The following is a 25,987-nucleotide window of genomic DNA, read 5'->3' on the forward strand; positions in this document are numbered from 1 at the left end:
TAAAACAATTAGGGGTAAAAATGAGATTAGTTAAAGCTGATATAAAAAATTTCCGAAAACTAAAAGACTGCTCACTGAGTTTTTCATCAGATCAAACAATTCTTGTTGGTGCAAATAACAGTGGTAAAACTTCTGCGATGAAAGTTTTAAAACTATTTCTAAAAAATGAATCCTCAAATGAAGGTTTCAAATACACAGATTTTACATTTGATAATTGGGTAAAATTAAACAAAAAAGCTCAATGTTGGTTTGATAAAACCATTGTAATGAATCCAGATGAAGAGTTACAAGAATGGAAAAATTTTTGTCCTAGTTTAGACTTAATCATAAATGTCGAATCTTCTGAAATTCATCATGTAATAGAGTTTTTGCCTTCATTGGATTGGGATGGGGGACTTATTGGTTTGAGATTAAGGTTAGAACCTAAAAATATAGAGGAATTGAGGAATGACTTTGTTGAATTATGCAATGAGAATAAGAGGGTCATGTCGGAAAATGGTCAAATAGCGATTAGCAATTTTTGGCCCAATGAAAATATACAAGAGTTCTTAAGTCGTCATCTAGATAAATATTTTAGAATAAAATCATATGTTATTGATCCATATGCTGATAGTACAGAGGAGATTTTATTAGAGACCAGTGAACCTCTGAAAGGTTTAATAAAAATCAATGTTATTGGTGAAGATGCTGGTTTTTTTAATAGTAATGGTGCCAAAAATTTGTTATCTAGTATTATTCAAAGTTTTTACAAATCACATTTTGATAACGATGATCGTAAAAAAACAGCCAATGATTTAGTGGCAATTAAAGCAATAAATGACTCTAAAAGTGCTTTTGATACGACATTAACAGAAACTTTTTCTGAGATATTAAGTGAAATAAGAGACTTAGGTTACCCTGGAAGTAAAAATGATCCTAATATTAGTATTTCCAGTAAGATTGACCAAATTGAGACATTAGGCCATGAAAGTGCAATACGTTTTAAGATTAATAATGATGGTGAAGAGGAAATTAGAATTCCTGAGGGATTGAATGGGCTAGGTTTCAGAAGGTTAATTTCTATTACTTTAACATTGATAGATTTTCGTGAAACTTGGTTACGGAAGAATAAATTAGATCAAGAGCCTATAGAGCCTTTACATTTAGTTCTTATTGAAGAACCAGAAGCTCATTTACATGCCCAAGTACAGCAAGTCTTTATAAAGAAAGCATATGAGACCTTGTGTCTAGGTCAACCTAGTCATTGTGAAACACAATTATTGGTAAGTACCCATTCAAGTTATTTAGCTCGAGAACTAGACTTTTCAAATCTGCGTTACTTTAAGAGGAAAAATAGTGATGCGATACCACATGCAGAAGTAGTAGATCTTTCTAGAACTTTTGATAAAAATTCATCACAGAATGAGAAGTTTGTAACTCGATATATTAGAACTACTCATTGCGATTTATTTTTTGCAAATGGAGTTATCTTAGTCGAAGGCGATGCTGAAAGGTTATTATTACCACATTTCATCAAGAATCACTTTCCTAAACTTAATAGCAGTTATATTTCTATACTCTCAGTTGGGGGAGCGCATGCACATCGATTAAAAAATTTAATTGAAAAACTTGCCTTACCGTGTTTGATTATTACAGATCTAGATTCAGTTGCAATGGAAATTCAGACGGATGAAGATGGGAATATTAAAATGAATAATAATACTGAAAAAGTAAAATATAAAAAGTGTGTACCTTTGCTTAATGCAAATCAATTAACAAATAATGATACTTTAAAAACATGGTTTCCTATCAAGCAGAAAATTGATGATTTGTTAAGTTTAAAATATGAAAATAAAACTAATGGTAATATAAGAGTAAGTTATCAGACTCAAGTTTCTTTGAATTTTAAAGATGAAAATAAAATAGTATTTCCTTACACGTTTGAGGAGTCTATTTATTTTGAAAATAGAACTTGGATCAACACTATTTTTAAAAAGAATGTTGATAAAGATGATCCTCGTATAAAAGCGACTGGCGTTTTGTTAAAAATGATGAAAGCTGAAGATTGTGAGGATTTTAATGATTTTAGACAAAGTATTTTTTTAGCCTTAGAAAGCAATAAAGTTGATATGGCTATGGATTTAATTTATGGTCTGGAGCCAAAGGATTTAAAAACACCAACATATATTTATGAGGGACTAACTTGGCTAGAAAATAAAATATTAGGTATTGATGATTTAGCACAAGGAGAGACTAATGAAATCTGTTAATTCTTTAGTTTTAGAAGATTTAATATTTGATTATGTATCTTCATCTCCACCACAAAGTTTCATTCTATATGCAGGTGCAGGTGCAGGAAAAACCCATACATTACATCAAGTATTAAATAAAATAAAGGAAGATATTCTTTTATCTCTTGGTCGAGAAAATAAAAAGCTTGCTGTTATAACATATACAAATGCTGCCTGTGATGAAATTAAAGAGCGAGTGAATTTTGATAATAATTTTTTTGTCAGTACAATACATAGCTTTGCGTGGAGTTTAATATCACCCTTCACAAAGGAGATTAAAGAAATTATTAAAGAGAATCTAAAGGAAATTATTAATGAAGAAGAAAAGAAATTAAAAAAATCTAGAGATTTAAATAATAAAACTAGTATCGGTCGACAAGAGAGAATTAGGAAGTCTTTAAAAAGATTGTCTTCATTAGAGTCAACTAGATGCTTTAATTATAATCCAAATTCTTCAAATGTTGAAGAAAGTTCATTAGAACACTCAGAAGTTATAGACATTTTTTCAAAATTATTAGTAGAGAAGAAGTCATTTAGAAAAATTTTAGTGAATAAATTTCCTATTCTATTTTTAGATGAAGCTCAAGATACCTATGAAAAGATTATTGATGCATTAGTCCAAACGCAAATTGAATTTCATAGTCAATTTGTAATAGGGTTGTTTGGTGATAATATGCAGCGAATTTTTACTAATAATAAGAAAGATTTAAGTAAGTTTATTCCTGAAAATTGGAAACGCCCAGAAAAGATTGAGAACTGGAGATGTCCGAAAAGAGTAGTGACATTAATTAATAAAGTAAGATTCGATGCCGATAAATTTCAACAAGAATCTAAAGTTAATCATAATGGATTTGCTCGCTGTTTAATTGTTGATACAAATAAGCCGAATTTAGATAAATTGTTAGTTGAAGATGAAATATGCAAAATAATGGGAGAAATAACCAATGATGATAAATGGAATATAAGGTCTGAGATAAAGACCTTAATTTTAGAGCATCACATGGCTGCAACTCGTTCTGGATTCCATAAGTTCTATAAACCATTATATGATTCGGCATTACGAAGTAAATTGAGTGCCGCTGATACTCAATCTTTAAGGTTTTTAGTGGGTACTTTTTGTGAATTTATTAAGTCTGTGCAATCTAAAAATGACTTTAATATCATAAAGATATTGAGGAATAGTTCAGATATTTTTCTTGATTTCTCTACTGTGGAAGATCAGTTGAGTTATTTGAAAAATATAAGAGATAAAAAAAATGAATTGTTTGATCTTTTGATGGATAGTAATAACTCTATAAAGATTATTCTTAATTATATTTATCAGACTAACCTTTTGAATATTCCATCATTATTAGTTCAGGCATTAGTTTTAGATAATTATGCTGTAGATACAGACAGTAGCTCTTCCGAACTTATTGCGTATAGTCAAGCTTTAGATGCAAAAATAGATCAACTATTTAAATATGCATCTTATATAGATGGAACTTCGGCATTCGATACTCATCAAGGAGTTAAAGGATTGCAGTTTGAGAGGGTTATGGCGATATTAGATGATGATGAAGCTGGAGGTTTTTTATTTAACTATGATAAATTTTTAGGTATTAAAAGTTTAAGTGATAGTGATAAAAACAACGAAGCTCAAGGAGATGATAATGCATTGTCTCGCACTCGCAGACTTTTCTATGTAATTTGTAGTAGAGCTGAGAAGAGTTTAGCTGTAGTTTGCTATACGAAAAACTCTGAGCTTTTAAAGGGTAAATTAATTGAAAAAGAATGGTTCGATGAAAGTGAAATACATTTAATTTAAATAAAAAAAATCCGACATTAAGCCTGATTTTTTATTTCAGTTTCATTATATGTGTCGCGTAATGTCGTTACATGTGTCGCGTGACATTTAAATTCTATTATTTTCAGGGGGGATTACCATACCCTTAAAAACATAAAAAAGAACCATTCGACTAGAATGGTTCTTTTCTATTTGAATGACATTTTATGCTTAGCGTGAGGTTGCATTCAGCCTTTACCAGCTTAACGCACCACCAGTTTGGTAATCTGTTACACGCGTTTCAAAGAAGTTCTTCTCTTTACGCAAGTCCATCATCTCAGACATCCACTGGAACGGGTTGTTCACGCCAGGGTATTGCTCTGGTAAGCCAAGCTGTGCCAAACGACGGTTACAGATAAACTTCAAATACTCTTCCATCATGGCCGCATTCATGCCCAATACACCGCGTGGCATCGTGTCACGTGCGTATTCGATTTCAAGCAAAGTACCTTCCACAATCATCTGAATCACTTCTTGCTGGAATTCGGTAGTCCATAAACTTGGGTTTTCAATCTTGATCTGGTTGATCATGTCGATACCGAAGTTTACGTGCATCGATTCGTCACGCAAAATGTACTGGAACTGTTCAGATACACCGTTCATCTTGTTACGGCGGCCCATACTCAAAATTTGGGTAAAGCCACAGTAGAAGAAAATCCCTTCAAGAACACAGTAAAACGCAATCAGGTTACGCAGTAACTGCTGATCGGTTTCAGGTGTACCTGTTTGGAAAGTAGGGTCGCTAAGCGATTGTGTATACTTAAGGCCCCATGCCGCTTTACGCGCGACACTTGGAATCTCGTGATACATGTTGAAGATTTCGCCTTCATCCATACCCAATGATTCGATACAGTACTGGTAAGCATGAGTGTGAATAGCTTCTTCAAACGCCTGACGTAAAATGTACTGACGGCACTCTGGGTTGGTAATCAAACGGTAAATCGCCAAAACCAGATTATTCGCGACCAAAGAGTCGGCAGTCGAAAAGAAGCCCAAGTTACGTTTAACAATCACACGCTCGTCTTCAGTCAAGCCATTTTCAGACTTCCAAAGCGCGATGTCATGGTTCATGTTAACTTCTTGTGGCATCCAGTGATTGGCACATCCGTCTAGGTACTTCTGCCAAGCCCATTCGTATTTAAACGGCACAAGCTGGTTTAAGTCTGCACGGCAGTTGATCATTGCCTTGTCGTCAACCTGTACACGCGCTGCACCTGTTTCGATCTCTTGCAAACCGGCACTGATGTCCAGATGCTTTAGGGATTCAGATGCTCGAGCCACCGGATCGGTTGGATCTGTTGATCGCACGGAATCGGTTCCAGTGGATTGTACATTTGCCACACTCGGCGATGATGGCTCTGTAGCAGATACCAACGGCGTAGCTGGCGCTTCTTTCGTATCGACGGGCGCAGACTGGTGTTCATGTGCAGCCGGTTTTTGCGAATCATCTTCTAAATCGTCCCAACTCAGGATAGACATATCAATTCTCTCTTCGTTGTTAATATCGTTTTCGATATCTTTTGGAAGATATCTTTACTATACGCTTATTCTGTGTAAGCAAAATTAAGTTTTATCGATAACTGCTCTAAAATTACTGAATAGAACAAATATCCCTACGACTTATTTTGATTACGCTGTTGTTCACGAATTTTCAAAAACGCGTAAACCAAGGGCGTGTAGAACACAATTGAGGCCACAATGAGCACCGCCAAACCAAGCATATAGTTGTGAGTCAGATGCCACATTGTGTTGTCCTCATGTTCAATCAGGAACGCCTCAAACCGAAACGTTCCTGAAGGGATGTTTTACTGACACGCTTCGCAGTCAGGATTATCAATTGAGCAAGCCATTGGCACTGGAGCAGCTTGTGTAAAGCCATCTTCAGTGGTTTCTGCTTTTACTTCTGGCGCAACTGCTGCCACTGGTGCTGCAGCCGCGGTAGCTTTAACTGCGTTTAATGCGCTAGTGTTAATGGTCGACTTCTCGGCAGAAGTGGCACCTAATGCACGGAGGTAATACGTCGTTTTGAGGCCACGCAACCATGCCATTTTATAGGTAATGTCAAGTTTCTTACCGTTTGCACCTGCAATGTACAAGTTCAGCGATTGCGCTTGATCGATCCATTTTTGACGACGAGAGGCTGCATCAACAATCCAGCGTGGCTCAACTTCAAATGCTGTAGCAAAAATTGCTTTTAATTCTTCAGGAATACGCGCAATTTTTTGTACCGAACCTTCAAAGTGTTTTAGGTCGTTAACCATCACGGTGTCCCACAGGCCGCGTTCTTTCAAAGCGCGTACAAGGTATGGATTGATGACCGTAAATTCACCCGACAAGTTCGATTTTACATACAGGTTTTGGAAGGTTGGCTCAATCGACTGTGAAACGCCACAAATGTTCGAGATGGTTGCGGTTGGTGCAATCGCCATCACATTTGAGTTACGCATACCGTCTTTTTGCACTTTAGCGCGTAGAGTATCCCAGTCTAGGCGTTGGGTGCGGTCTACTTCAAACATACGCTCCGGACGTGATTTTGCTACGATATCTAGTGAGTCGATTGGCAAAATACCCTGATCCCAGAGTGAACCTTTAAAGGTTGAGTACACACCACGTTCAACCGCCAAGTCGCTTGACGTTTGAATCGCGTAGTAGCTGATAACTTCCATCGATTCATCTGCAAAATCAACCGCTGCATCAGAACCGTAAGCAAGACCCAATTCATATAGTGCATCTTGGAAGCCCATGATGCCCATGCCTACAGGGCGGTGCTTCAAGTTCGAGTTTTTCGCTTGTGGCACTGCGTAGTAGTTAATGTCGATAACGTTGTCGAGCATACGCACAGCAGTTTTGATGGTACGGGCCAGTTTCTCACGGTCAAGTGAACCACCTTGTACGTGCTGAACAAGGTTGATCGAACCTAAGTTACATACTGCAATTTCATCTTCGCTGGTGTTGAGCGTAATTTCTGTACACAAGTTTGACGAGTGAACCACGCCCACATGTTGTTGTGGCGAACGTAAGTTACATACATCTTTAAATGTAATCCACGGATGGCCTGTTTCAAACAGCATCGACAGCATTTTACGCCACAAGTCTTGCGCACGGACTTTTTTGTGCAACAGCTCTTGTTCTTTAGCAATCGATTCATAGTGCGCATAACGCTCTGCAAATGCTTCGCCAGTCAAGTCGTGTAGGTCTGGTACTTCAGATGGCGTAAATAACGTCCATTCTGCATCTTCAAACACACGTTGCATAAACAGGTCTGGTACCCAGTTGGCCGTGTTCATGTCGTGTGTACGACGGCGGTCATCACCTGTGTTCTTACGAAGCTCTAGGAATTCTTCGATGTCGAGGTGCCATGTTTCTAGGTATGCACAGACTGCGCCTTTACGCTTACCACCTTGGTTAACCGCAACAGCTGTATCGTTCGCTACTTTCAAAAACGGTACAACACCTTGAGACTTACCATTGGTGCCTTTAATGTACGAGTTGAGTGCGCGTACTGGTGTCCAGTCATTACCCAAGCCACCCGCCCATTTAGACAGCATCGCATTGTCGCGGATCGCGCCATAAATGTTGTAAAGGTCATCACCAATGGTGGTGAGGTAACAGCTCGACAATTGTGGGCGTAGTGTGCCGGCATTGAACAGGGTCGGGGTAGACGCCATGTAGTCAAAGCTTGAAAGCAGGTTATAAAACTCGATTGCACGTGCTTCACGGTTTTCTTCGTTGAGCGCCAGACCCATCGAGACACGCATGAAGAACAATTGTGGCAATTCGTAACGCACGCCATCTGAATGAATGAAGTAGCGGTCGTAAAGCGTTTGTAAGCCCAAGTATGTAAACTGGTTTGAGCGCTCAGGTTTAATCGCTGCCGCCAATTGCGCCAAATCAAACTTTAAGAGTTCTGGGTCTAGTAGCTCAAGCTCAATCCCTTTTTTCAGGAAAGTTTCAAGCGCATCGCTTTCTAGGGTGTCTTCTGGTAAACCCAAAAACTCAAGACCTTTAGCCACAAGTTCGTTACGTAATAAACGCGCAGTCACGTAGGTATAGTTTGGCTCTTGTTCAATACGTGTACGTGTTGCCATCATCATGGTGGTGGCGATGTCGCTAATTTTGACACCGTTGTACAGGTTTTTAACAGTTTCATCGACAATTGCTTGAATGTTAATGCCTTCAAGGCCTTCCGCTGCTTTTTCAACAGTGGCTTTTAGTGCATCGAGATCAAGCGGTTGAAGCTGACCTTGATTGTCGGTGATTTGTAAGGTTGGGTGATGGTTGGCGCCTGCTTGCTGGCGTGCAGTACTACGCTGCTCACGGTAAATCACGTAAGCACGCGCAACTTTTTGTTCGCCAGTACGCATCAGCGCAAGTTCAACCTGATCCTGAATTTCTTCAATATGAATAGTACCGCCAGAAGGTAAGCGACGGTTAAAGGTGTTCATCACCATTTCGGTTAATTGACTGATTCGGTCATGAATACGACTTGAGTCAGCGCTTTGCTGACCTTCAACAGCTAAGAATGCCTTTCCAATCGCAACAGAGATTTTCTCTGCATCAAAGGTAGCAACTTCTCCATTGCGTTTAATCACCTGAAGTTGTCCAGGAGTTGAAGTGATTACGCTCATGTCAGCATAGCTCCATTGTGATCTGTATTTATGTTCATGGACCATTTGAACCGGGCAAATTTGTGCACGATGTTTGAGGGATAAACACAAGACTTAGTGGTTAATATAGTTTATAGGCACAAGATACGGGAATTTTGGCAGGATATCAATCTTGACTTTTCTTTAATTTTTTTTCCAAATTCTATGTGCATGATTCTGTGGTGCATAGCATAACAAAGGCTGTTAAAAACACGTATAGATAACTGTGTGGATAACTCAAAAAACACTCGTTCAGTGCTGTTGTTTTGGTCCGGTGAAATAATTTGTTTAATAATTGGACGGTCTTTGCGACGACTGGTGAACTTGTGATCTGAGGCGGAAAAATATTTAAAAAGACCTGAAAATTCAACACTTAATAAAAATGCAACAAAATACAACGGACGTGTATCAGTTTGGTGAACGAGGACTTGTTTACAATGTAAACGTGTGTATATTGCAATCTATTATGTCGGTGTAATTGTTGGTTTTTGAACAAGACACTTTAATAGATGATAGGGGCAAAAGTATGAGCCAAGAAGAAAAGTTACCCAAGATTTTAATTGTTGAAGATGACGAGCGTCTTGCACGTCTGACACAAGAATATTTGATCCGTAATGGATTGGAAGTAGGGGTCGAAACAGACGGTAATCGCGCGATTCGTCGTATTATTGGCGAACAACCAGATTTAGTTGTACTTGATGTGATGTTGCCTGGTGCCGATGGCTTGACGGTTTGTCGCGAAGTGCGCCCTCATTATCATCAACCTATTTTGATGTTAACTGCACGTACCGAAGATATGGATCAGGTGTTAGGACTTGAAATGGGTGCCGATGACTATGTCGCAAAACCTGTTCAGCCACGCGTATTGTTGGCGCGTATCCGTGCCTTGTTGCGTCGTACCGACAAAACAGTAGAAGACGAAGTTGCACAGCGTATCGAATTTGATGATCTAGTCATCGATAATGGCGGACGCTCAGTGACGCTCAATGGTGAACTGGTCGATTTTACCAGCGCCGAATACGATTTGTTGTGGTTACTTGCCTCTAATGCTGGTCGCATTTTGTCGCGTGAAGACATTTTCGAGCGTTTACGTGGCATCGAATATGACGGTCAGGATCGCTCGATTGATGTTCGTATTTCTCGTATTCGTCCAAAAATTGGTGACGATCCGGAAAATCCGAAACGAATTAAAACCGTTCGTAGTAAAGGTTATTTGTTTGTAAAAGAAACTAATGGTTTATAATCTTTGCCATTGAGACCAAGAGCACTTCTTGTTTAAGGCTGATCGAGTGTTTAAGCACAGTATATTTTTACGTATTTATGCGGGTTTGGTGGTACTGGTCATGTTGGTGGCCCTATTTGGCTATCTGCTTGTCCAGATCATTAACTATCAGCGCGCACAGGAATATCGTGAATCATTGACCGATGGTATTTCCTTTGTGATCAGTGAGAGTATTGCTCGTCAGCCGACTAAACAGCAAAAGCTGGACTGGATTTCCGATGCCTCAGATTTACTGGAATTACCGATTTATTATGTCGATGCCAGTAAAATCGAGTTATCCCGCACCGAAAAAAAACGTATAGAAGAACAAAAATCGGTGGTTCGGTATGATGCCGAAACCTCTATTGCATATGTGATTATCGGACTGCGGAGCGATCCACAGCATTTTCTCTATATTAAGGTCGATAAAATCGGTGAGCGCCAGATGAAAGCGCTGCCGATCTTTATTTTGGATTACTTGATTTATTATCCGGGTCAAGAAAAGCAATACGTCGAAAAAATCCAGACGCATTTTTCTTATCCGATCAATATTTATAATGTGAAAGATCTGAATCTTGATTCAGAGCAGATTGGTCGTCTTCGTCAAAATCAAAGCATTATGCTATATCGTGATAATGCCACCATTCGTGGTACGACCATTTCGATTATTTCACCTATGCCGAACAATCCACTCAATGTATTGGTGCTCGGTCCGGTTCCGATGTTTAACTGGATGCCGTTTCAGTTATCGGCCGGTATTACGTTGTTTAGCTTGTTTCTGCTTAGCTTAGGGGTGTATGGCTTAATCTTGCCGCTAGAGCGCAAGATCCGCCAGGTGCGTTATGCCTTAAACCGCATGAAATCAGGAGATTTGTCGCTTCGTGTTCCGATCGAGGGAAGCGATGAAATGGCCAATCTGGCTTCAAGTTATAACAATATGTCCGACCATATTCAGCGGTTGATTGAGGCACAGCGCGAACTGATGCGAGCTGTCTCGCATGAACTGCGTACACCAGTGGCGCGAATCCGGTTTGGTATGGAAATGCTCGCAGAAGAAGACGATTACGACTACCGTATTCAACAAATGGAAATGATTGATCGGGATATTGAGGCACTCAATACCTTGATTGATGAAATCATGACCTACGCCAAGCTTGAACAAGGTACGCCATCGCTGGATTTTGAAGAAATTATTCTGCTTGATTTGTTGAGTCAGGTAGCAGTCGAAACCGAAGCACTCAAAACCCAAAAAGAAATCGAGCTGATTCCACCTGCGACCGCCATTATGGTCGATGCAGAGCGACGTTACTTACACCGTGTGGTGCAAAACTTGGTCGGTAATGCGGTACGCTACTGCGATCATAAAGTTCGAATCAGTGGGGGTATTCAAGGCGACGGTAATGCTTACATCTGTGTGGAAGATGACGGGCAGGGCATTGCAGAAGAAGACCGCGTACGAATTTTTGAGGCATTTGCACGACTTGATGACAGTCGAACCCGTGCTTCGGGTGGTTATGGGCTTGGGCTTTCTATCGTCAGTCGTATTGCCTACTGGTTTGGTGGCACAATTGAAGTAGATGAAAGTCCAGATTTGGGCGGGGCGCGTTTTATCATGCGCTGGCCGGCCAAGCGTTTTAATCAAACGTTGAAGAAGAAAAACCAGTTTAAAATGAAAGAAGGCAGCTCATAAGCTGCCTTCTTTTTTAAATGTTAAATTTACTGATAAAGACTGGCATCCGGTGCAATCAAGGGTTTACCTTGTTTTAATGCAGCTAATGCATCTTGGTTGAAGTCTACGCTCAGTGTATTGTTTTCAGCATCAATCTTGTAATGGTTAATTAGTTTTTGGTCCCCACCTGCCAATGTCTCTACACGGTATTCATCACTGATGTTTAAAATGCCTTCAAGGTTTGTGGTCGTTGAAGCAAAGTCTTCACGAAATAATTGATAAATTTCTTTTAAATCAAAAGTAACGTGATCTGCATCGGCGTGTTTTTGCGCATAGGTTTCGATATGGCGAACAAGTAATTGCGCATAAAAGAAATAATTCGGTTTATGTGTAAATTCAAGGCTCATTCTTTTACTCCTTATTCTGTCTTTTCAGCATACACATCCACACAGCACGTCAGTGTATAAAGATGATTAAAGCATGTAGCTGAATTGAAACAAGTTATGAGTAACTCGAGATGGTATTTCGTCCATGTTGCTTGGCTCGATACAATGCCTGATCGGCTTCTTTGAGCATTTGTTCTAAGGACGCCGTGTGGTTCGGCTGAAAAAAGCTAATGCCAATACTGACATGAATATAAATAGGATGGTTATTGGATAAGTAAATCGGATGTTCGCTGACCTTTTTACGAATGCACTCGGCCAGTAAGAAGGTTTCATGTGCTCCAATTTGAGGTAAAAGAATGGCGAACTCTTCTCCTCCTAGGCGGCCCAAAATATCGTTGGGCCTTAGGCATGATTTGATGGTATGCGCGCACAGTTTAATGGCTTGATCACCAATAAAATGACCATAGTTATCATTCACCGATTTAAAGTGATCGATGTCCAGCATCAGCAGTGCGCTTGGGGTGCTGTTGCCTAATATTTTTGTAAATAGTGTGCGTGCGGTCTGATAAAAATAACGACGGGTAAGACTTAAGGTCAGTTCATCGTGCGAGGCAATATACTCTAGATCTTCGATCAACCGGCTCCGAATACTGTTGATATTCGACACGGTAAGCGGGGCAATGACCATCATGATCATACCCAAACGAATTGAGATGCTGTTTTCAAGATATTCCTGCGGATACAGTACGATGTAATTATGAGTTAAATGGTACAGTAACAAACTGGCACTAATCGAGGTAATGATCGTGACTGAAAAGTGTCGATAGGTCAGCGCACACCAGATCAATACCGCGATCGGATAAAGCACAGAACCGGGTCCATTGTCATAAAAGCAGAAAACAAGCGCAGCGGTCACGCTCATGACGGGTAGCAGATGTTGAAATTCGATAGGCGTTTGAAAGAAATGCTTAAGTTCATTTCGAAATGGCAAGCTAATTAAGATAGGCAATAGCAACAAGGCATTTTGCATCTCTGCGGTAAACCAGCCGCCCAGTTCAATCCAGAAATTACCATGCATAAATATCGGGCTGATCATGGGAACAAATAGGCTTGCAAATAAAGCACCTGCGAAACTGCCAATTGCGCAAAAGCTAAATAAAAACAAATAAAAATAGCCTTGATAGCTGCCTTGTAATTTGCGAATAAAACGATGATATAACCCAAAGGTGACTGCGATATAACACAGATTGGCCAAAGTCAGAACAAGGATTTCGGGCAGACTTGAACCAAAAATACTGTCTGATACTAAATACCCAAGTATTCCACCTGTGAGCGCGTAGCGATTACGCAGAGTGGGATAACGGATTAAGAGACCAAGAAAAATCGAATTGGCAGGCCAGAAAGAAGCAAGAAAGCTTAAGGGGCGGGTTAAGATACCCAAAGTACAGCAGAGAAAAATAATAATAAAAAATAAAATAAAATGTTGCTTTGTAGAGCGTGATAACGTATTTCTAAAGTAGTGAACCATAGAATCAAGCCTTAAAATAAGATGACGCTCTTAATAAAATGTTACATTTTCATTCTGCTGCGCATTTAACCATAATTTATGAAAAGGATGAATAATCATAATTTAAATTTATTATGCTTGCGCTATTGTGGTGCAAATCGGATTGAACGTGATAAATCATGCCAATGACTCAAATGACAGACATAAACGACAAAAAAGTTAAAAAAAGAAAAAAATAATCATAAATTGATTAATGATTAGTTAAATCGATAATCTACGTGAACGTTGGGGTTGAACGTGATTGTGTGACAAAATTGTATAAAAACCATGCTAAAGGCAAAGAGGCTTGAACTAGAAAGAGAAAAGCGAAATCAGGTACAATTGGCGGGATTAATTTTGTGTTTGGTGCGGTTCCAAGACCGAAACATATATTTCTTTGTTAAATAATAGGCCTGCCAGGAGTTATCCCCGCATGAGTGCCATTACTCCATACGATTGGGCAATTATTGCCTTCGTGATCGGCGTTACATTTCTGTGCGTTTTTATGCTTACTGTTCCCTTACTCCTAGGGGGTAAATCATGGGGACGCGCAAAGCAGGAACAGTTTGAATCGGGTGTGGTGAGCGCAGGTGGTGCTCGCATTCGTTTGTCTGCAAAATTTTATTTGGTTGCTATTTTCTTTGTCGTGTTTGATCTTGAAGCACTTTATCTTTATGCATGGGCAACGTCTGTGCGTGAAGTGGGTTGGATGGGCTTTACCACGATGTTGATTTTTGTTGTAGATCTTCTGATTGCATTGATTTATGTCTTTGCGACGGGTGCCCTGACGTGGTCGCCTTCAGATCGTCGTAAGGCAGCAGGAATTAAACCGAAGATTGGATCTCCAAACATGAATATTGCAGAGATCACGCGATTTAATTCAATTGAAGAGTTGGTCATCGATCCAACTGGTCATATCCCTGCACAATCCTCTGGTCGAATGAAGTCAAACACATCGACAGCACCGTCATCTATACAGGAGTAACTCGGGATGAAATATACATTAACCCGTGCGAATCCGGATGCTAATCAATATCCATTACAAGAACGCCAAGTTGTCAGTGATCCACTTCAGGAAGAAGTCAATAAAAATGTATTTATGACTCGCCTTGAAGATGTATTGCATAACGTAGTGAACTGGGGACGAAAAAATTCAGTTTGGCCTTTCAACTTTGGTACGTCTTGTTGTTATGTTGAATATGCGACAACCCTAACCGGTGTCCATGACTTATCACGTTTTGGTGCCGAGGTTATTCGTGCTTCACCGCGCCAAGCTGACTTAATGATTGTCGCAGGTACGTGCTTTGTCAAGATGGCACCTGTTATTCAGCGCTTGTACGAACAAATGCTTGAACCAAAGTGGGTCATTTCCATGGGTGCATGTGCAAACTCTGGTGGTATGTATGACATCTACTCAGTGGTACAGGGCGTAGACAAAATCATTCCAGTCGACGTTTATATCCCAGGGTGTCCACCTCGTCCAGAAGCATTAATTCAGGCGCTAATGCTGCTGCAAAACCAAATTCAACTTGAGCGTCGTCCGTTGTCTGCCGTAATTGGTGATGATCTTCAGCCGATTTATAAGCCAAAGATGATGCCAGAACGCGATCGTAAAAATGCAGAGCGGATTGCGGTTAAAAACTTACGCTCCATGGATGAAATTGAGTAAATTTTTGATAATTTGCGCTCATCAGGGCGCAGGATGATCAAAAAACCTAAAAGAATTTGTATTAAATAGGAAGCCAAACCAATGGCTGAAACTGACATTGCTATGCCAGAATCAACCGCTGTTGATTCACGCCCAGCATTTGCAATTGTAGAAGAGCTCAAGACCAAATTTGGTGAGAACTTCTATGTGCAAACAACTTGTGAAGAGTTTCCAACTGTCTGGGTTGAACGCTCACGCGTACAAGAAGTTTTGATGTTTCTACGTAAGGTAGACCGTCCTTATGTCATGTTATTCGATTTGTCTGCAATGGATGAGCGTTTACGTGTACACCGCGATGGTTTGCCTGCTTCAGATTTCACTGTTTTCTATCACTTGCTGTCTTTAGAACGTAACAGTGACATCCGAATCAAGGTTGCTTTAAATGAGAGCGATCTCAATATTGCAACAGCGACCAATATCTGGCCAAACGCCAACTGGTACGAACGTGAAGTCTACGATATGTTTGGCATCAATTTCGAAGGGCATCCAATGCTCCGTCGTATTTTGCTACCAACCTATTGGGAAGGCCATCCGCTTCGTAAAGAATATTCTGCACGTGCTACGGAATACACGCCGTACATGCAGGACAAAGCCAAGCAAGACTTCGAACAAGAGCATTTGCGTTTTGTTCCTGAAGACTGGGGTCTAAAGCGCGGTAATGCCGACGAAGACTTTATGTTCTTGAACTTGGGTCCAAACCATCCGTCTGCGCACGGTGCATTCCGTGTGGTCTTGCAGCTTGATGGTGAAGAAGTTAAAGACTGCGTACCGGATATCGGTTACCACCACCGCGGTGTGGAAAAAATGGCAGAGCGTCAAACATGGCACTCGTTCATTCCCTATACCGACCGTGTAGATTACTTGGGTGGTTGTGCGCAAAACATGCCGTATGTGATGGCAGTTGAGCAGCTTGCCGGTATTAAAGTGCCAGAGCGTGCCCAAGTCATTCGTGTCATGTTGAACGAATTGTTCCGTATCAACAACCATTTGTTGTTCTGTGGTACAGCCATTCAGGATGCCGGTGGTATGACACCAGTATTCTATATGTTTGCCGACCGTCAAAAAGTGTATGACATCGTCGAAGCCATCACGGGTTATCGTATGCACCCGGCTTGGTTCCGTATCGGCGGTACTGCCCACGATCTTCCAAACAACTGGCATAAGCTGGTGAAGGAACTTCTTGAGTGGATGCCAAAGCGTCTAAATGAATACCATACAGCAGCGCTGAAAAACTCGGTATTTATTGGTCGTACCCGTAATGTTGCCCAATACGACGCAAAATCAGCATTGGCTTGGGGCGTGACGGGTACAGGTTTACGTGCAACAGGTATCGACTTCGACGTACGTAAATACCGTCCGTACAGTGGCTATGAAAACTTTGATTTTGATGTGCCAGTCGAGTACGAAGGTGATGCTTACGCGCGTGTCATGGTGCATTTCCGTGAAATCACTGAGTCATTGAAAATCATTCAGCAATGTCTAGACAACATGCCGTCTGGTCCGTACAAAGCCGATCATCCATTGGCTGTTCCACCACCAAAAGACAAGACTCTGCAAGACATCGAAACCTTGATTAATCACTTCTTAAGTGTGTCATGGGGTCCGGTTATGCCTGCGGGTGAAGCATCGTTCATGACTGAAGTGGTAAAAGGGGCGAGTACCTATTATCTCACCTCAGACAAAGCCACCATGAGCTACCGTACGCGTATCCGTACGCCAACCTTCACGCACTTGCAGCAAATGCCGTCAGTAATTAATGGCAGCTTGGTGTCCGACTTGATCATTTATTTGGCGACCATCGATGTGGTTATGGCCGACGTGGATCGCTAGGGATAAACGATTATGATGATTTTGACTGATAAAAAACCTCGCGTGAATGTGGAAGGGATTTTGACTGCTGATGAGATTCATGAAATTGAACATCACATTCATCATTATCCATATCCGCGTGCGGCCTCTTTGGATGCTCTTAAGTGCGTACAGCGCCGTAATGGCTGGGTTGACGATGCACAAATGAATGCAATTGCACAATTGCTTAGCATTAGTGTGGCGGACTTAGAAGGTGTTGCTACCTTTTATAACCGTATTTACCGCCAACCAGTCGGCCGCCATGTAATTTTGCTGTGTGACTCAATTGCCTGTTTCTTAATGGGTGCAGAAACGCTGGCAGAAGCATTTCAGCGTGAGTTGGGAATCCAGTACGGACAAACTACTCCAGATGGCCGTTTTACTTTATTGCCAATTTGCTGCTTAGGAAATTGCGATAAAGGTCCAACTTTAATGATCGATGAAGATACCCATGGTTTGGTGGACGTGTCTTCGGTCAAGCAGTTATTGGAGAAGTATGTATGAATACTGAACCAAAACCGATTTATGGCGATGGTAACCCTGAAACTCATCCACTGACTTGGCGTTTGAGTAAACAGGAACATGTACGAAATGCCGATGAGTACGAAGCACTAGACGGTTATGCTGGCTTTAAAAAAGCATTGGGCATGAAACCTGCTGAAGTACTTGAAGTGGTAAAAGCAGCCACAGTAAAAGGCCGTGGTGGTGCAGGTTTCCCTGCGGGCATTAAATGGTCGCTGATGGCGCCAAACGATGGTGGCCCGCGCTACCTGATTTGTAATGCCGACGAGATGGAACCAGGTACCTTTAAAGACCGTCTGTTGATGGAACAGCTTCCACATCAGTTGATCGAAGGGATGCTCATTGCAGGTTATACGCTTGAAGCAACACAAGGCTATATCTTTATTCGTGGCGAATACATCGAAGCGGCTCAGTATCTCAATGAAGCACTCGAACAAGTGCGTGCCAAAGGCTACTTGGGCGAAAACATTCTAGATACAGGCTGGAACTTCGAGCTGTATGTACATACTGGCGCAGGACGTTATATCTGTGGCGAAGAAACCGCACTGATCAACTCGCTTGAAGGTCGTCGTGCCAATCCGCGTACTAAACCGCCATTCCCGCAAGTTGCGGGTGCATGGGGTCGTCCAACGATTGTCAATAACGTTGAAACCTACAATAACTTGCCTGCCATCATGTTGCGTGGTCCAGAGTGGTACATCGGTCTGTCTTCAGGCAAATCAAAAGATCCTGGCACCAAAATTTATGGGGCATCTGGCAAAGTGAAATTCCCAGGGCTTTGGGAATTGCCATTTGGTACAACGGCGCGTGAAGTGATTGAAGAGCATGCTGGCGGTATGCGTGATGGGCTTAAGCTCAAAGCGTGGTTGCCGGGTGGTGCCTCGACTGACTTCTTGGCGGCAGAACACATTGATTTGCCAATGGACTCAGAAACTATCATGAAAGCAGGCTCACGTTTGGGCACCTGTTTGTTGATGGTGGTCGACGAGACACAGTGTATGGTTGCTGCAACACGTAACTTGGAAGAGTTTTTTGCGCGTGAGTCGTGTGGCTGGTGTACACCGTGTCGTGACGGTCTCCCTTGGGCTGTAAAAGCGTTGAAAGCACTCGAAAATGGTGAAGGCAAGATGGAAGATATCCAGCACCTTCAAGAGCTCACCCGTAAGTTATGGATTGGTAAAACATTCTGTGCACACGCACCTGGTGCGATGGAGCCACTCATGGGCGCGCTTAAATATTTCCGTAGCGAGTTTGAAGCAAAAGTGGCCAATAGCCCTGTTGTTCAAGCCAGCAACGTTGCACAAGCTTAAGGAATTCGACTATGGCTACAATTCATGTCGATGGAAAATCATACGAAGTTGATGGATCTGAAAACCTGCTACAAGCATGTTTGTCCCTCGGCCTTGATATTCCATATTTTTGTTGGCATCCCTCTTTAGGTTCTGTGGGCTCATGCCGCCAGTGTGCGGTGACCCAATATGCAAATCCTGAAGACACCCGTGGGCGTCTGGTGATGTCATGCATGACACCTGCAACAGACAATACCTATATCTCAATTGAAGATAAAGAAGCAGTTGAGTTTCGCGAGTCGGTGGTTGAGTTTTTGATGACCAACCATCCTCACGACTGTCCTGTGTGTGAAGAAGGCGGTCACTGTCATTTGCAAGATATGACGGTGATGACCGGTCATGACCGTCGTCGCTATCGTTTCACAAAACGTACCCACTATAATCAAGAGTTGGGTTCGTTTATTGCACATGAAATGAACCGCTGTATCGCGTGCTACCGTTGTGTACGCTACTACAACGACTACGCAGGCGGAACCGATTTTGGTGTCTACGCCAATGCAGCACGTGTGTACTTCGGTCGTCCAGAATCTGGAACGCTGGAATCTGAATTTTCGGGTAACCTCACCGAAGTGTGTCCAACAGGTGTATTCACCGATAAGACGCATTCAGCACGTTATAACCGTAAATGGGATATGCAGTACGCACCAAGCGTATGTCATGGCTGTTCATCGGGCTGTAATATCTCTCCGGGCGAGCGTTATGGCGAATTACGTCGTATTGAAAACCGCTTCAACGGTGAAGTAAACCAATACTTCCTTTGCGATAAAGGTCGCTTTGGTGGTGGATACGTGAACCGTGAAGATCGTCCGCGTCAGCCGCAGTTCCGTTCGGGCACCTCTGTTACTACTGTGTCGGTTGATCAAGCACTTGATCAAGTAATCAGTACCTTACAAGGCAAAAAAGTATTGGGTGTGGGTTCTCCGCGCGCTAGCCTTGAATCAAACTTTGCACTACGTGAGCTGGTTGGTCAGGATAACTTCTCGACTGGTATCTCGCAAAAAGAACAAAACTTGGTTGAGCTTGCTGCATCTATCATGCAAACACAGGGAATTTACAACCCGAACATGCGTGAAATAGAAAGCTACGATGCAGTTTTGATTTTAGGTGAAGATCTGACTCAAACTGCACCGCGTATGGCGTTGTCAGTTCGTCAGGCTGCCAAAAACAAAGCCAAACAAATGGCGGCAGATCGTCGTACACCAGAATGGTTGGCAGAGCCTGTACAACGTATCGGTCAAGATGCCAAATCGCCAATTTATATTCTGGCAGCCACCCAAACACGTTTAGCCGATGTGGCAACGGGTGAGGTTGTTGCATCACCAAATGATATTGCGCGTTTAGGTTTTGCAGTGGCAGCAGCAGTTCAAGGTGAAACACTGACTGGACTAGACGATGATGCCAAAGCATTTGCACAAAGCATTGCGGATGCATTAAAAGCAGCGAAAAAGCCATTGATCATCTCGGGCACAAGTCTGCAAGATCCGGCAATTATCGAAGCAGCAGCGCAAGTTGCACAAAACCTTGGTCCAGCGGCAGGATTATCCCTAACCGTTCCTGAAGTCAATTCAATGGGTCTAGCGCTTTTGGGTGGTTTAAGCCTTGAGCAAGCCTTTGCACAAGACTACGACGTGATGGTCGTGCTTGAAAACGATTTATATCGCCGTTTACCTGCAACACGTGTCAATGCTGCATTTGAAAAAGCACAGTCTGTTATTGTGCTTGATCATAGTGAAACAGATACGGTGAAACAGGCCGATGTGGTACTGTCTGCTGCAAGCTTTGCAGAGGGCGATGGAACCGTAGTAAGCCAAGAGGGACGTGCACAGCGTTTCTATCAGGTCTATGATCCAAGCTACTACAAACCGGAATATGCCATTAAAGAATCTTGGCGCTGGTTACATGCCATCGAAACAGGTTTAAAAGGTAAGTCAATTATCTGGACCGTGCTAGACGATGTCATTGACTCTGTTGTGAAAAATGTACCTTTACTCGATGCGATCCAAGATGTGGCACCAGATGCAGGCTATCGTGTACATGGTTTGAAAATTGCCCGTGAACCACGTCGCTATTCAGGTCGTACAGCACTACGTGCCCCGATTTCGGTTCATGAGCCAAAGCAACCTGTCGATGTCGACTCAGCATTAACGTTCTCGATGGAAGGCTATGTAGGCCCTCAAAAAGCGGCATCATTGGTTCCGTTTGCATGGGCACCGGGTTGGAACTCACCGCAATCTTGGAACAAGTATCAAGACGAAGTCGGTGGACATTTGAAAGGTGGTGACTCAGGCGTACGTCTGTTTGATCGTTTACCAAAACGTCCGGCACGTAGTTATGTGGCGCCGTCAGCGGTGATGTCACATCCTGAAAGCTTCCGTTTGGTACCAATGCACCATATTTTTGCCTCTGGTGAATTCACCATCAAGACACCTGCGATGGAATCGCGTATTCCAGAAGCTGCTTTTGCAGTAGGTGAACAAGATGCGGCACGTTTAAATCTAAAAGATGGTGCGTCACTCAAAGTACAGGCAGGTGAGACGACAGTGAGCTTACCCGTTCAGGTGATTGAGTATTTACCAGCAGGATATATTGGTTATCCAGTAGGTTTGGCACCGACGATTTCGCTTGCTGAACCTGTTTCTGTTGCGGTGGGAGTGTAATTCATGAATCAAGAAATCATGCGCCAAACTCCACTCTGGGCAGAAAACTGGCCAATCGCATATGCCGTTGTGCAGGCGATTGTGATCTTGTTGGTGGTTGTTCTAATTGCAGCATTGATGTCGTTTATCGAGCGTCGTTTGCTGGCATGGTGGCAAGACCGTTACGGTCCGAACCGTGTAGGTCCGGGCGGGATGTTCCAGATTGTAGCCGACATGCTTAAAATCATGTTTAAAGAAGACTGGACACCAAAGTTTGCAGACAAACTGACGTTTCGTCTTGCACCAGCAGTTGCTATGGCGACAGCGGTGCTGTCTTTTATCGTGATTCCAGTCAGCCCGACATTGGGTGTGGCAGACATGAGCATTGGACTGTTGTTCTTTATGGCGATGGCCGGAATTGCAGTGTATGCCGTGTTGTTTGGTGGTTGGGCATCGAATAACAAATACTCGCTTCTTGGGGGACTTCGTTCAGCGGCTCAGACCATTTCCTATGAAGTGTTTCTCGGGATCTCGCTCATGGGCGTGGTGGCAATTGCGGGTTCATTTAATCTGCGTGAAATTGTCGAAGCTCAACGTGATATGTGGTTCATTGTTCCACAATTCCTTGGTTTCATGATTTTTGTTGTGGCAGGCGTTGCCGTAACTCACCGTCATCCATTTGACCAACCTGAAGCCGAACAAGAGCTGGCAGAAGGTTATCACGTCGAATATGGCGGCATGAAATGGGGGATGTTCTTCGTTGCTGAGTACGTCAACATTGTGCTGATTTCTGCACTGATCGTGACGTTGTTCTTTGGCGGCTGGTTAGCACCGTTCAATCTTGAAGTATCGTTTATTCCACCAGCATTCTGGTTCATTGTAAAAACAGCATTTTTTGTGATGATGTTTGTTTTGGCACGTGGTGCATTGATGCGTCCACGTTATGACCAAGTCATGAATTTTGGTTGGAAAGTTTGTTTGCCGCTGGCGTTGGTCAACCTTATGGTGACTGGTGCTGTGATTCTAATGAATCAGGCCTAAGACAGCAGGGAGTACAAAATGTATAAAGTTCTAGCTGGAGTTGGGTCAATCGTTCGTACATTGTGGATGGTCTTCACTCACATTACGCGTAAACGTGACACAATTCTGTATCCAGAAGTACCAGCAGAGGAAATTGTACCACCTCGCTTTCGTGGTCGTATTGTTTTGACACGTGATCCAGACGGAGAAGAGCGCTGCGTAGCGTGTAACCTCTGTGCGGTGGCATGTCCGGTGGGTTGTATTTCCTTGCAAAAAGCAGAGAAAGAAGACGGTCGCTGGTATCCTGAATTTTTCCGTATCAACTTTTCGCGTTGTATTTTTTGCGGAATGTGTGAAGAAGCGTGTCCAACGACTGCTATTCAGATGACGCCAGATTTCGAGTTAGCCGAATATGTACGTCAAGACCTGGTATATGAAAAAGAAAACTTACTGATTTCTGGTCCGGGTAAATATCCTGATTATAACTTCTACCGCGTTGCAGGTATGGCAATTGATGGTAAAGAAAAAGGTCAGGCACAAAAAGAAAGCGCACCAGTTGATGTACGGAGCTTATTACCATGATGTGGCCATTTTATTTGATGGCTCTTGTGGCCATTATCTCGACGATTCGAGTAGTAACGAACTCGAATCCAGTACATGCGTTGTTAAGTCTGATTGTTTCATTACTTGCAGTTGCGGGGATTTTCATGATCGTGGGTGCGCCATTTGCTGGTGCACTTGAAATCATTGTTTATGCCGGTGCCATTATGGTGTTGTTCGTTTTTGTGGTGATGATGCTCAATCTTGGGCACAACACCGTTGAACAAGAACGTAAATGGTTAAGTTCAGATGCGTGGGCGATTCCTGCGCTCATGAGCTTTTTGCTCGGACTGACATTGATCTGGATGCTCGGCGGCGAATACACCACACAAGGTCTCATGCTGGGCCGTGAAGTGATTGGTCCAAAAGCCGTTGGTCAAGTCCTCTTTACCCACTATCTATTATTGGTAGAAATTGCCGCGATGTTATTGCTTGCAGCTTTGGTTGCAGCCTTCCACTTAGGTAAACGCGAGCCAAGTGCAACAGGGGAACAAGAATAATGGGTAACATTCCTTTAGAGCATGGATTGATTGTCGCGACCATTCTTTTTGCGCTGGGTTTTTACGGCGTAATGGTGCGACGTAACTTACTGTTCATGTTGATGAGCCTTGAAATTATGATGAATGCCGCTGCATTGGCATTTGTTTTGGCAGGAAGCGTTTGGGCACAGCCTGACGGTCAAATTATGTTTATTCTGATTTTGACACTTGCTGCTGCAGAGGCATGTATCGGTCTTGCGATCGTCCTTCAGTTTTACCATCGCTTCCACCATCTGGATGTGGATGCTGCAAGTGAGATGCGCGGATGAGTACTTTATATTTAACGATTCTTTTTCCGCTGATCGGCTTTGTTTTATTGGCGGCAGGTCGCGACAAACTTTCTGAAAATGTAGCCGCGATCATTGGTGTTGGTTCAGTCGGTTTATCTGCATTATTCGCGCTTTTGGCGGGACTCGCATTTACCAGCAGTGGTCAACCTGTTTTTGTTCAGCATTTATGGACATGGTTTAATGTCGGTGGTTTTGCGCCAGGCATTACACTGCATCTTGATGGTTTGTCCTTGCTCATGATGGGCATGATCACGGGTGTGGGTTTTTTAATTCATATCTTTGCATCATGGTACATGCGTGGCGAAGATGGTTATGCGCGTTTCTTCTCATATTTTAACCTGTTTGTTGCCAGCATGTTGGTGCTGGTTTTAGGCGATAACCTTGCGTTATTGTTCTTGGGTTGGGAAGGCGTTGGTCTGTGTTCTTATTTGTTGATTGGTTTTTATTATTCAAATCCAGCCAACGGATGGGCAGCCATCAAAGCATTTACCGTGACTCGTGTGGGTGACGTCTTCTTGCTGATTGCACTCTTCTTGCTTTACCAACAGTTTGGTACGCTCAATACACAGTACATTGTGGAAAATGCAGCGTCGGTGATGACACAGAGTTCATCGCTTTCGATCTGGACCGCATTGATGCTGTTCTTGGGTGCAGCGGGTAAATCAGCACAGATTCCACTACAAACGTGGTTGGCAGATGCGATGGCAGGTCCTACACCTGTTTCGGCATTGATCCACGCAGCAACTATGGTGACCGCAGGGGTATACCTCACTAGCCGTATGCATTCAGTGATTGAAATGGCACCTGCAGTGATGCAGTTTATTTCAATTACTGGTGCAGTAACGCTGCTCGTAGCAGGTTTTGCAGCACTGGTACAAACCGATATCAAACGTATCTTGGCTTACTCAACCATGAGTCAGCTCGGTTATATGTTTATGGCTGTGGGTGCAGAAGCGTACCAAGCAGGATTGTTCCATATGCTTGCACATGCATTCTTCAAAGCATTATTGTTCCTATCGTCTGGTGCTGTAATTCTGGCATGTCATCACGAACAAAACATTTTCAAAATGGGTGGGCTTCGTAAGAAGATTCCATTTGTGTTCTGGTGTTTCGTGATTGGTGGCGGTGCATTGGCTGCACTACCGATCGTAACGATTGGCTTCTTCTCAAAAGATGCAATTTTGGGTGCCGTATACGCACAGTCGAGCATTGCAAATCTTCCACTTTACTCAACGTTGTATTGGGTGGGTGTAGCAGGTGCATTCCTGACCTCAATTTATACCTTCCGCCTCATTTGGGTGGTGTTCTTTGGCGAAGAAAAAACCGAAGCACATGCTATTCATGGTGTGACCTACTGGGGACCATTGGCTATTTTGGCAGTGTTTTCAACAGGCGTAGGTTATTTCCTTCAAGGGCCGGTACTCAATATCTTGACGGCAGCAAAAATTCCAGCCTTTATGATTCCTGAATCAATGGAAGCTGCGGTATCACATGCTGAGCACTTGGCAAGTGGTGTTGCAATTGCAGGTCTGGTTGTTGGAATTGTATTGTTTGCCTTTGCTTACAATGCAGTGAAATCATTTGCTGCAACTGGTCTGGGTTTAGGTTTGGCGCATATTTGCCGCACGGCATTTGGTTTCGATGCACTTTATGACATCGTATTTGTTAAACCGTATTTACTCATCGCGAAAATTTTAGGTCGTGATCCGATTGATGGCTTGTGGCTCTTGCTTCCAGCGTTGGTACGTGGTGGTAACAGCTTCACCAGCTCACGTCAAACGGGTTCGTTGCGTGAATACGCATCAAGCATGTCACTCGGTGTAGTGGTGTTATTGATGATCCTGATTATTCTTCAGGTTGTGGGGAAATAAA

The 25,987-nt window shown here is 42.7% G+C and carries 20 protein-coding genes; 15 read left to right on the forward strand and 5 right to left on the reverse strand.

Features of this window, described 5'->3' with window-relative positions:
• Positions 1-2,249 (forward strand): ATP-dependent nuclease (locus ADA42_RS17935; RefSeq protein ID WP_241485675.1); only part of this gene is annotated, 2,249 nt, incomplete at its 5' end.
• Positions 2,236-4,077 (forward strand): UvrD-helicase domain-containing protein, encoded by a 1,842-nt coding sequence (locus ADA42_RS02155; RefSeq protein ID WP_048763355.1) that lies wholly within the window; start codon positions 2,236-2,238, stop codon positions 4,075-4,077. The genes ADA42_RS17935 and ADA42_RS02155, both read left to right, overlap by 14 nt.
• A gap of 213 nt (positions 4,078-4,290) precedes the next feature.
• Here the strand turns inward: ADA42_RS02155 and ADA42_RS02160 are convergent, their stop codons facing one another.
• The 3 genes from ADA42_RS02160 to ADA42_RS02165 all read right to left on the reverse strand — a co-directional run bounded on the left by ADA42_RS02160 (position 4,291) and on the right by ADA42_RS02165 (position 8,723).
• On the reverse strand, positions 4,291-5,574 hold the full coding sequence (locus tag ADA42_RS02160) for a ribonucleotide-diphosphate reductase subunit beta (protein ID WP_048763357.1): 1,284 nt from the start codon (positions 5,572-5,574) through the stop codon (positions 4,291-4,293).
• A gap of 134 nt (positions 5,575-5,708) precedes the next feature.
• Positions 5,709-5,840 carry a hypothetical protein gene (locus ADA42_RS18635; protein ID WP_004935008.1) on the reverse strand — a complete coding sequence of 44 codons (132 nt, stop codon included), beginning with the start codon at positions 5,838-5,840 and terminating at the stop codon, positions 5,709-5,711.
• A gap of 60 nt (positions 5,841-5,900) precedes the next feature.
• Entirely contained in the window at positions 5,901-8,723 is a 2,823-nt protein-coding gene (locus tag ADA42_RS02165) for a ribonucleoside-diphosphate reductase subunit alpha (protein ID WP_048763359.1), read from the reverse strand.
• A gap of 544 nt (positions 8,724-9,267) precedes the next feature.
• Here ADA42_RS02165 and bfmR point away from each other — a divergent pair.
• The gene (gene bfmR / locus ADA42_RS02170) at positions 9,268-9,984 is read left to right on the forward strand and encodes a response regulator transcription factor BfmR (RefSeq protein WP_004935012.1); all 717 of its coding nucleotides are present in this window, start codon (positions 9,268-9,270) and stop codon (positions 9,982-9,984) included.
• A 46-nt stretch (positions 9,985-10,030) separates the two neighbouring features.
• A complete protein-coding gene (gene bfmS, locus ADA42_RS02175) occupies positions 10,031-11,692 on the forward strand; it encodes a sensor histidine kinase BfmS (RefSeq protein ID WP_004935013.1) in 1,662 nt (553 codons plus the stop codon).
• A gap of 26 nt (positions 11,693-11,718) precedes the next feature.
• On the opposite strand, the gene ADA42_RS02180 is transcribed toward bfmS, so the two are convergent.
• Together ADA42_RS02180 and ADA42_RS02185 are read right to left on the reverse strand one after the other, a co-directional pair.
• Entirely contained in the window at positions 11,719-12,078 is a 360-nt protein-coding gene (locus ADA42_RS02180) for a hypothetical protein (RefSeq protein ID WP_004945574.1), read from the reverse strand.
• Positions 12,079-12,172: 94 nt separating this feature from the next.
• On the reverse strand, positions 12,173-13,585 hold the full coding sequence (locus tag ADA42_RS02185; protein ID WP_048763360.1) for a GGDEF domain-containing protein: 1,413 nt from the start codon (positions 13,583-13,585) through the stop codon (positions 12,173-12,175).
• Between the two features lie 451 nt (positions 13,586-14,036).
• Here ADA42_RS02185 and ndhC point away from each other — a divergent pair, with 451 nt between their 5' ends.
• From ndhC to nuoL, 11 genes are all read left to right on the forward strand, one after another.
• Positions 14,037-14,588 (forward strand): NADH-quinone oxidoreductase subunit A, encoded by a 552-nt coding sequence (ndhC, locus tag ADA42_RS02190; RefSeq protein WP_004935016.1) that lies wholly within the window; start codon positions 14,037-14,039, stop codon positions 14,586-14,588.
• 6 nt (positions 14,589-14,594) lie between these two features.
• Entirely contained in the window at positions 14,595-15,272 is a 678-nt protein-coding gene (locus tag ADA42_RS02195) for a NuoB/complex I 20 kDa subunit family protein (protein ID WP_004935017.1), read from the forward strand.
• 81 nt (positions 15,273-15,353) lie between these two features.
• The gene (gene nuoC / locus ADA42_RS02200) at positions 15,354-17,141 is read left to right on the forward strand and encodes an NADH-quinone oxidoreductase subunit C/D (RefSeq protein WP_048763362.1); all 1,788 of its coding nucleotides are present in this window, start codon (positions 15,354-15,356) and stop codon (positions 17,139-17,141) included.
• A gap of 12 nt (positions 17,142-17,153) precedes the next feature.
• Positions 17,154-17,663 (forward strand): NADH-quinone oxidoreductase subunit NuoE, encoded by a 510-nt coding sequence (gene nuoE / locus ADA42_RS02205; protein ID WP_004935022.1) that lies wholly within the window; start codon positions 17,154-17,156, stop codon positions 17,661-17,663.
• A complete protein-coding gene (gene nuoF, locus ADA42_RS02210) occupies positions 17,660-18,991 on the forward strand; it encodes an NADH-quinone oxidoreductase subunit NuoF (RefSeq protein WP_048763363.1) in 1,332 nt (443 codons plus the stop codon). The genes nuoE and nuoF overlap by 4 nt, the downstream gene beginning before the upstream one ends.
• A gap of 11 nt (positions 18,992-19,002) precedes the next feature.
• Positions 19,003-21,687, forward strand: a complete 2,685-nt coding sequence (gene nuoG, locus ADA42_RS02215; protein ID WP_048763365.1) for an NADH-quinone oxidoreductase subunit NuoG — start codon at positions 19,003-19,005, stop codon at positions 21,685-21,687.
• A 3-nt stretch (positions 21,688-21,690) separates the two neighbouring features.
• Entirely contained in the window at positions 21,691-22,707 is a 1,017-nt protein-coding gene (gene nuoH, locus ADA42_RS02220; protein ID WP_004935029.1) for an NADH-quinone oxidoreductase subunit NuoH, read from the forward strand.
• A 66-nt stretch (positions 22,708-22,773) separates the two neighbouring features.
• The gene (gene nuoI, locus ADA42_RS02225) at positions 22,774-23,268 is read left to right on the forward strand and encodes an NADH-quinone oxidoreductase subunit NuoI (protein ID WP_420834467.1); all 495 of its coding nucleotides are present in this window, start codon (positions 22,774-22,776) and stop codon (positions 23,266-23,268) included.
• On the forward strand, positions 23,268-23,786 hold the full coding sequence (gene nuoJ, locus ADA42_RS02230) for an NADH-quinone oxidoreductase subunit J (protein ID WP_171063737.1): 519 nt from the start codon (positions 23,268-23,270) through the stop codon (positions 23,784-23,786). The genes nuoI and nuoJ overlap by 1 nt, the downstream gene beginning before the upstream one ends.
• Positions 23,786-24,094: an NADH-quinone oxidoreductase subunit NuoK gene (nuoK, locus tag ADA42_RS02235; protein ID WP_004922503.1), complete on the forward strand. Its 309-nt coding sequence runs from the start codon at positions 23,786-23,788 to the stop codon at positions 24,092-24,094. Before nuoJ ends, nuoK begins: the two co-directional genes overlap by 1 nt.
• Positions 24,091-25,986, forward strand: coding sequence for an NADH-quinone oxidoreductase subunit L (gene nuoL / locus ADA42_RS02240; RefSeq protein ID WP_025094477.1), 1,896 nt, complete (start codon positions 24,091-24,093; stop codon positions 25,984-25,986). The genes nuoK and nuoL overlap by 4 nt, the downstream gene beginning before the upstream one ends.
• Position 25,987: the final 1 nt, after the last annotated feature.

Origin of the sequence: Acinetobacter sp. 243_ASPC (assembly GCF_001054715.1) — a bacterium.
Lineage (GTDB): Bacteria > Pseudomonadota > Gammaproteobacteria > Pseudomonadales > Moraxellaceae > Acinetobacter > Acinetobacter soli.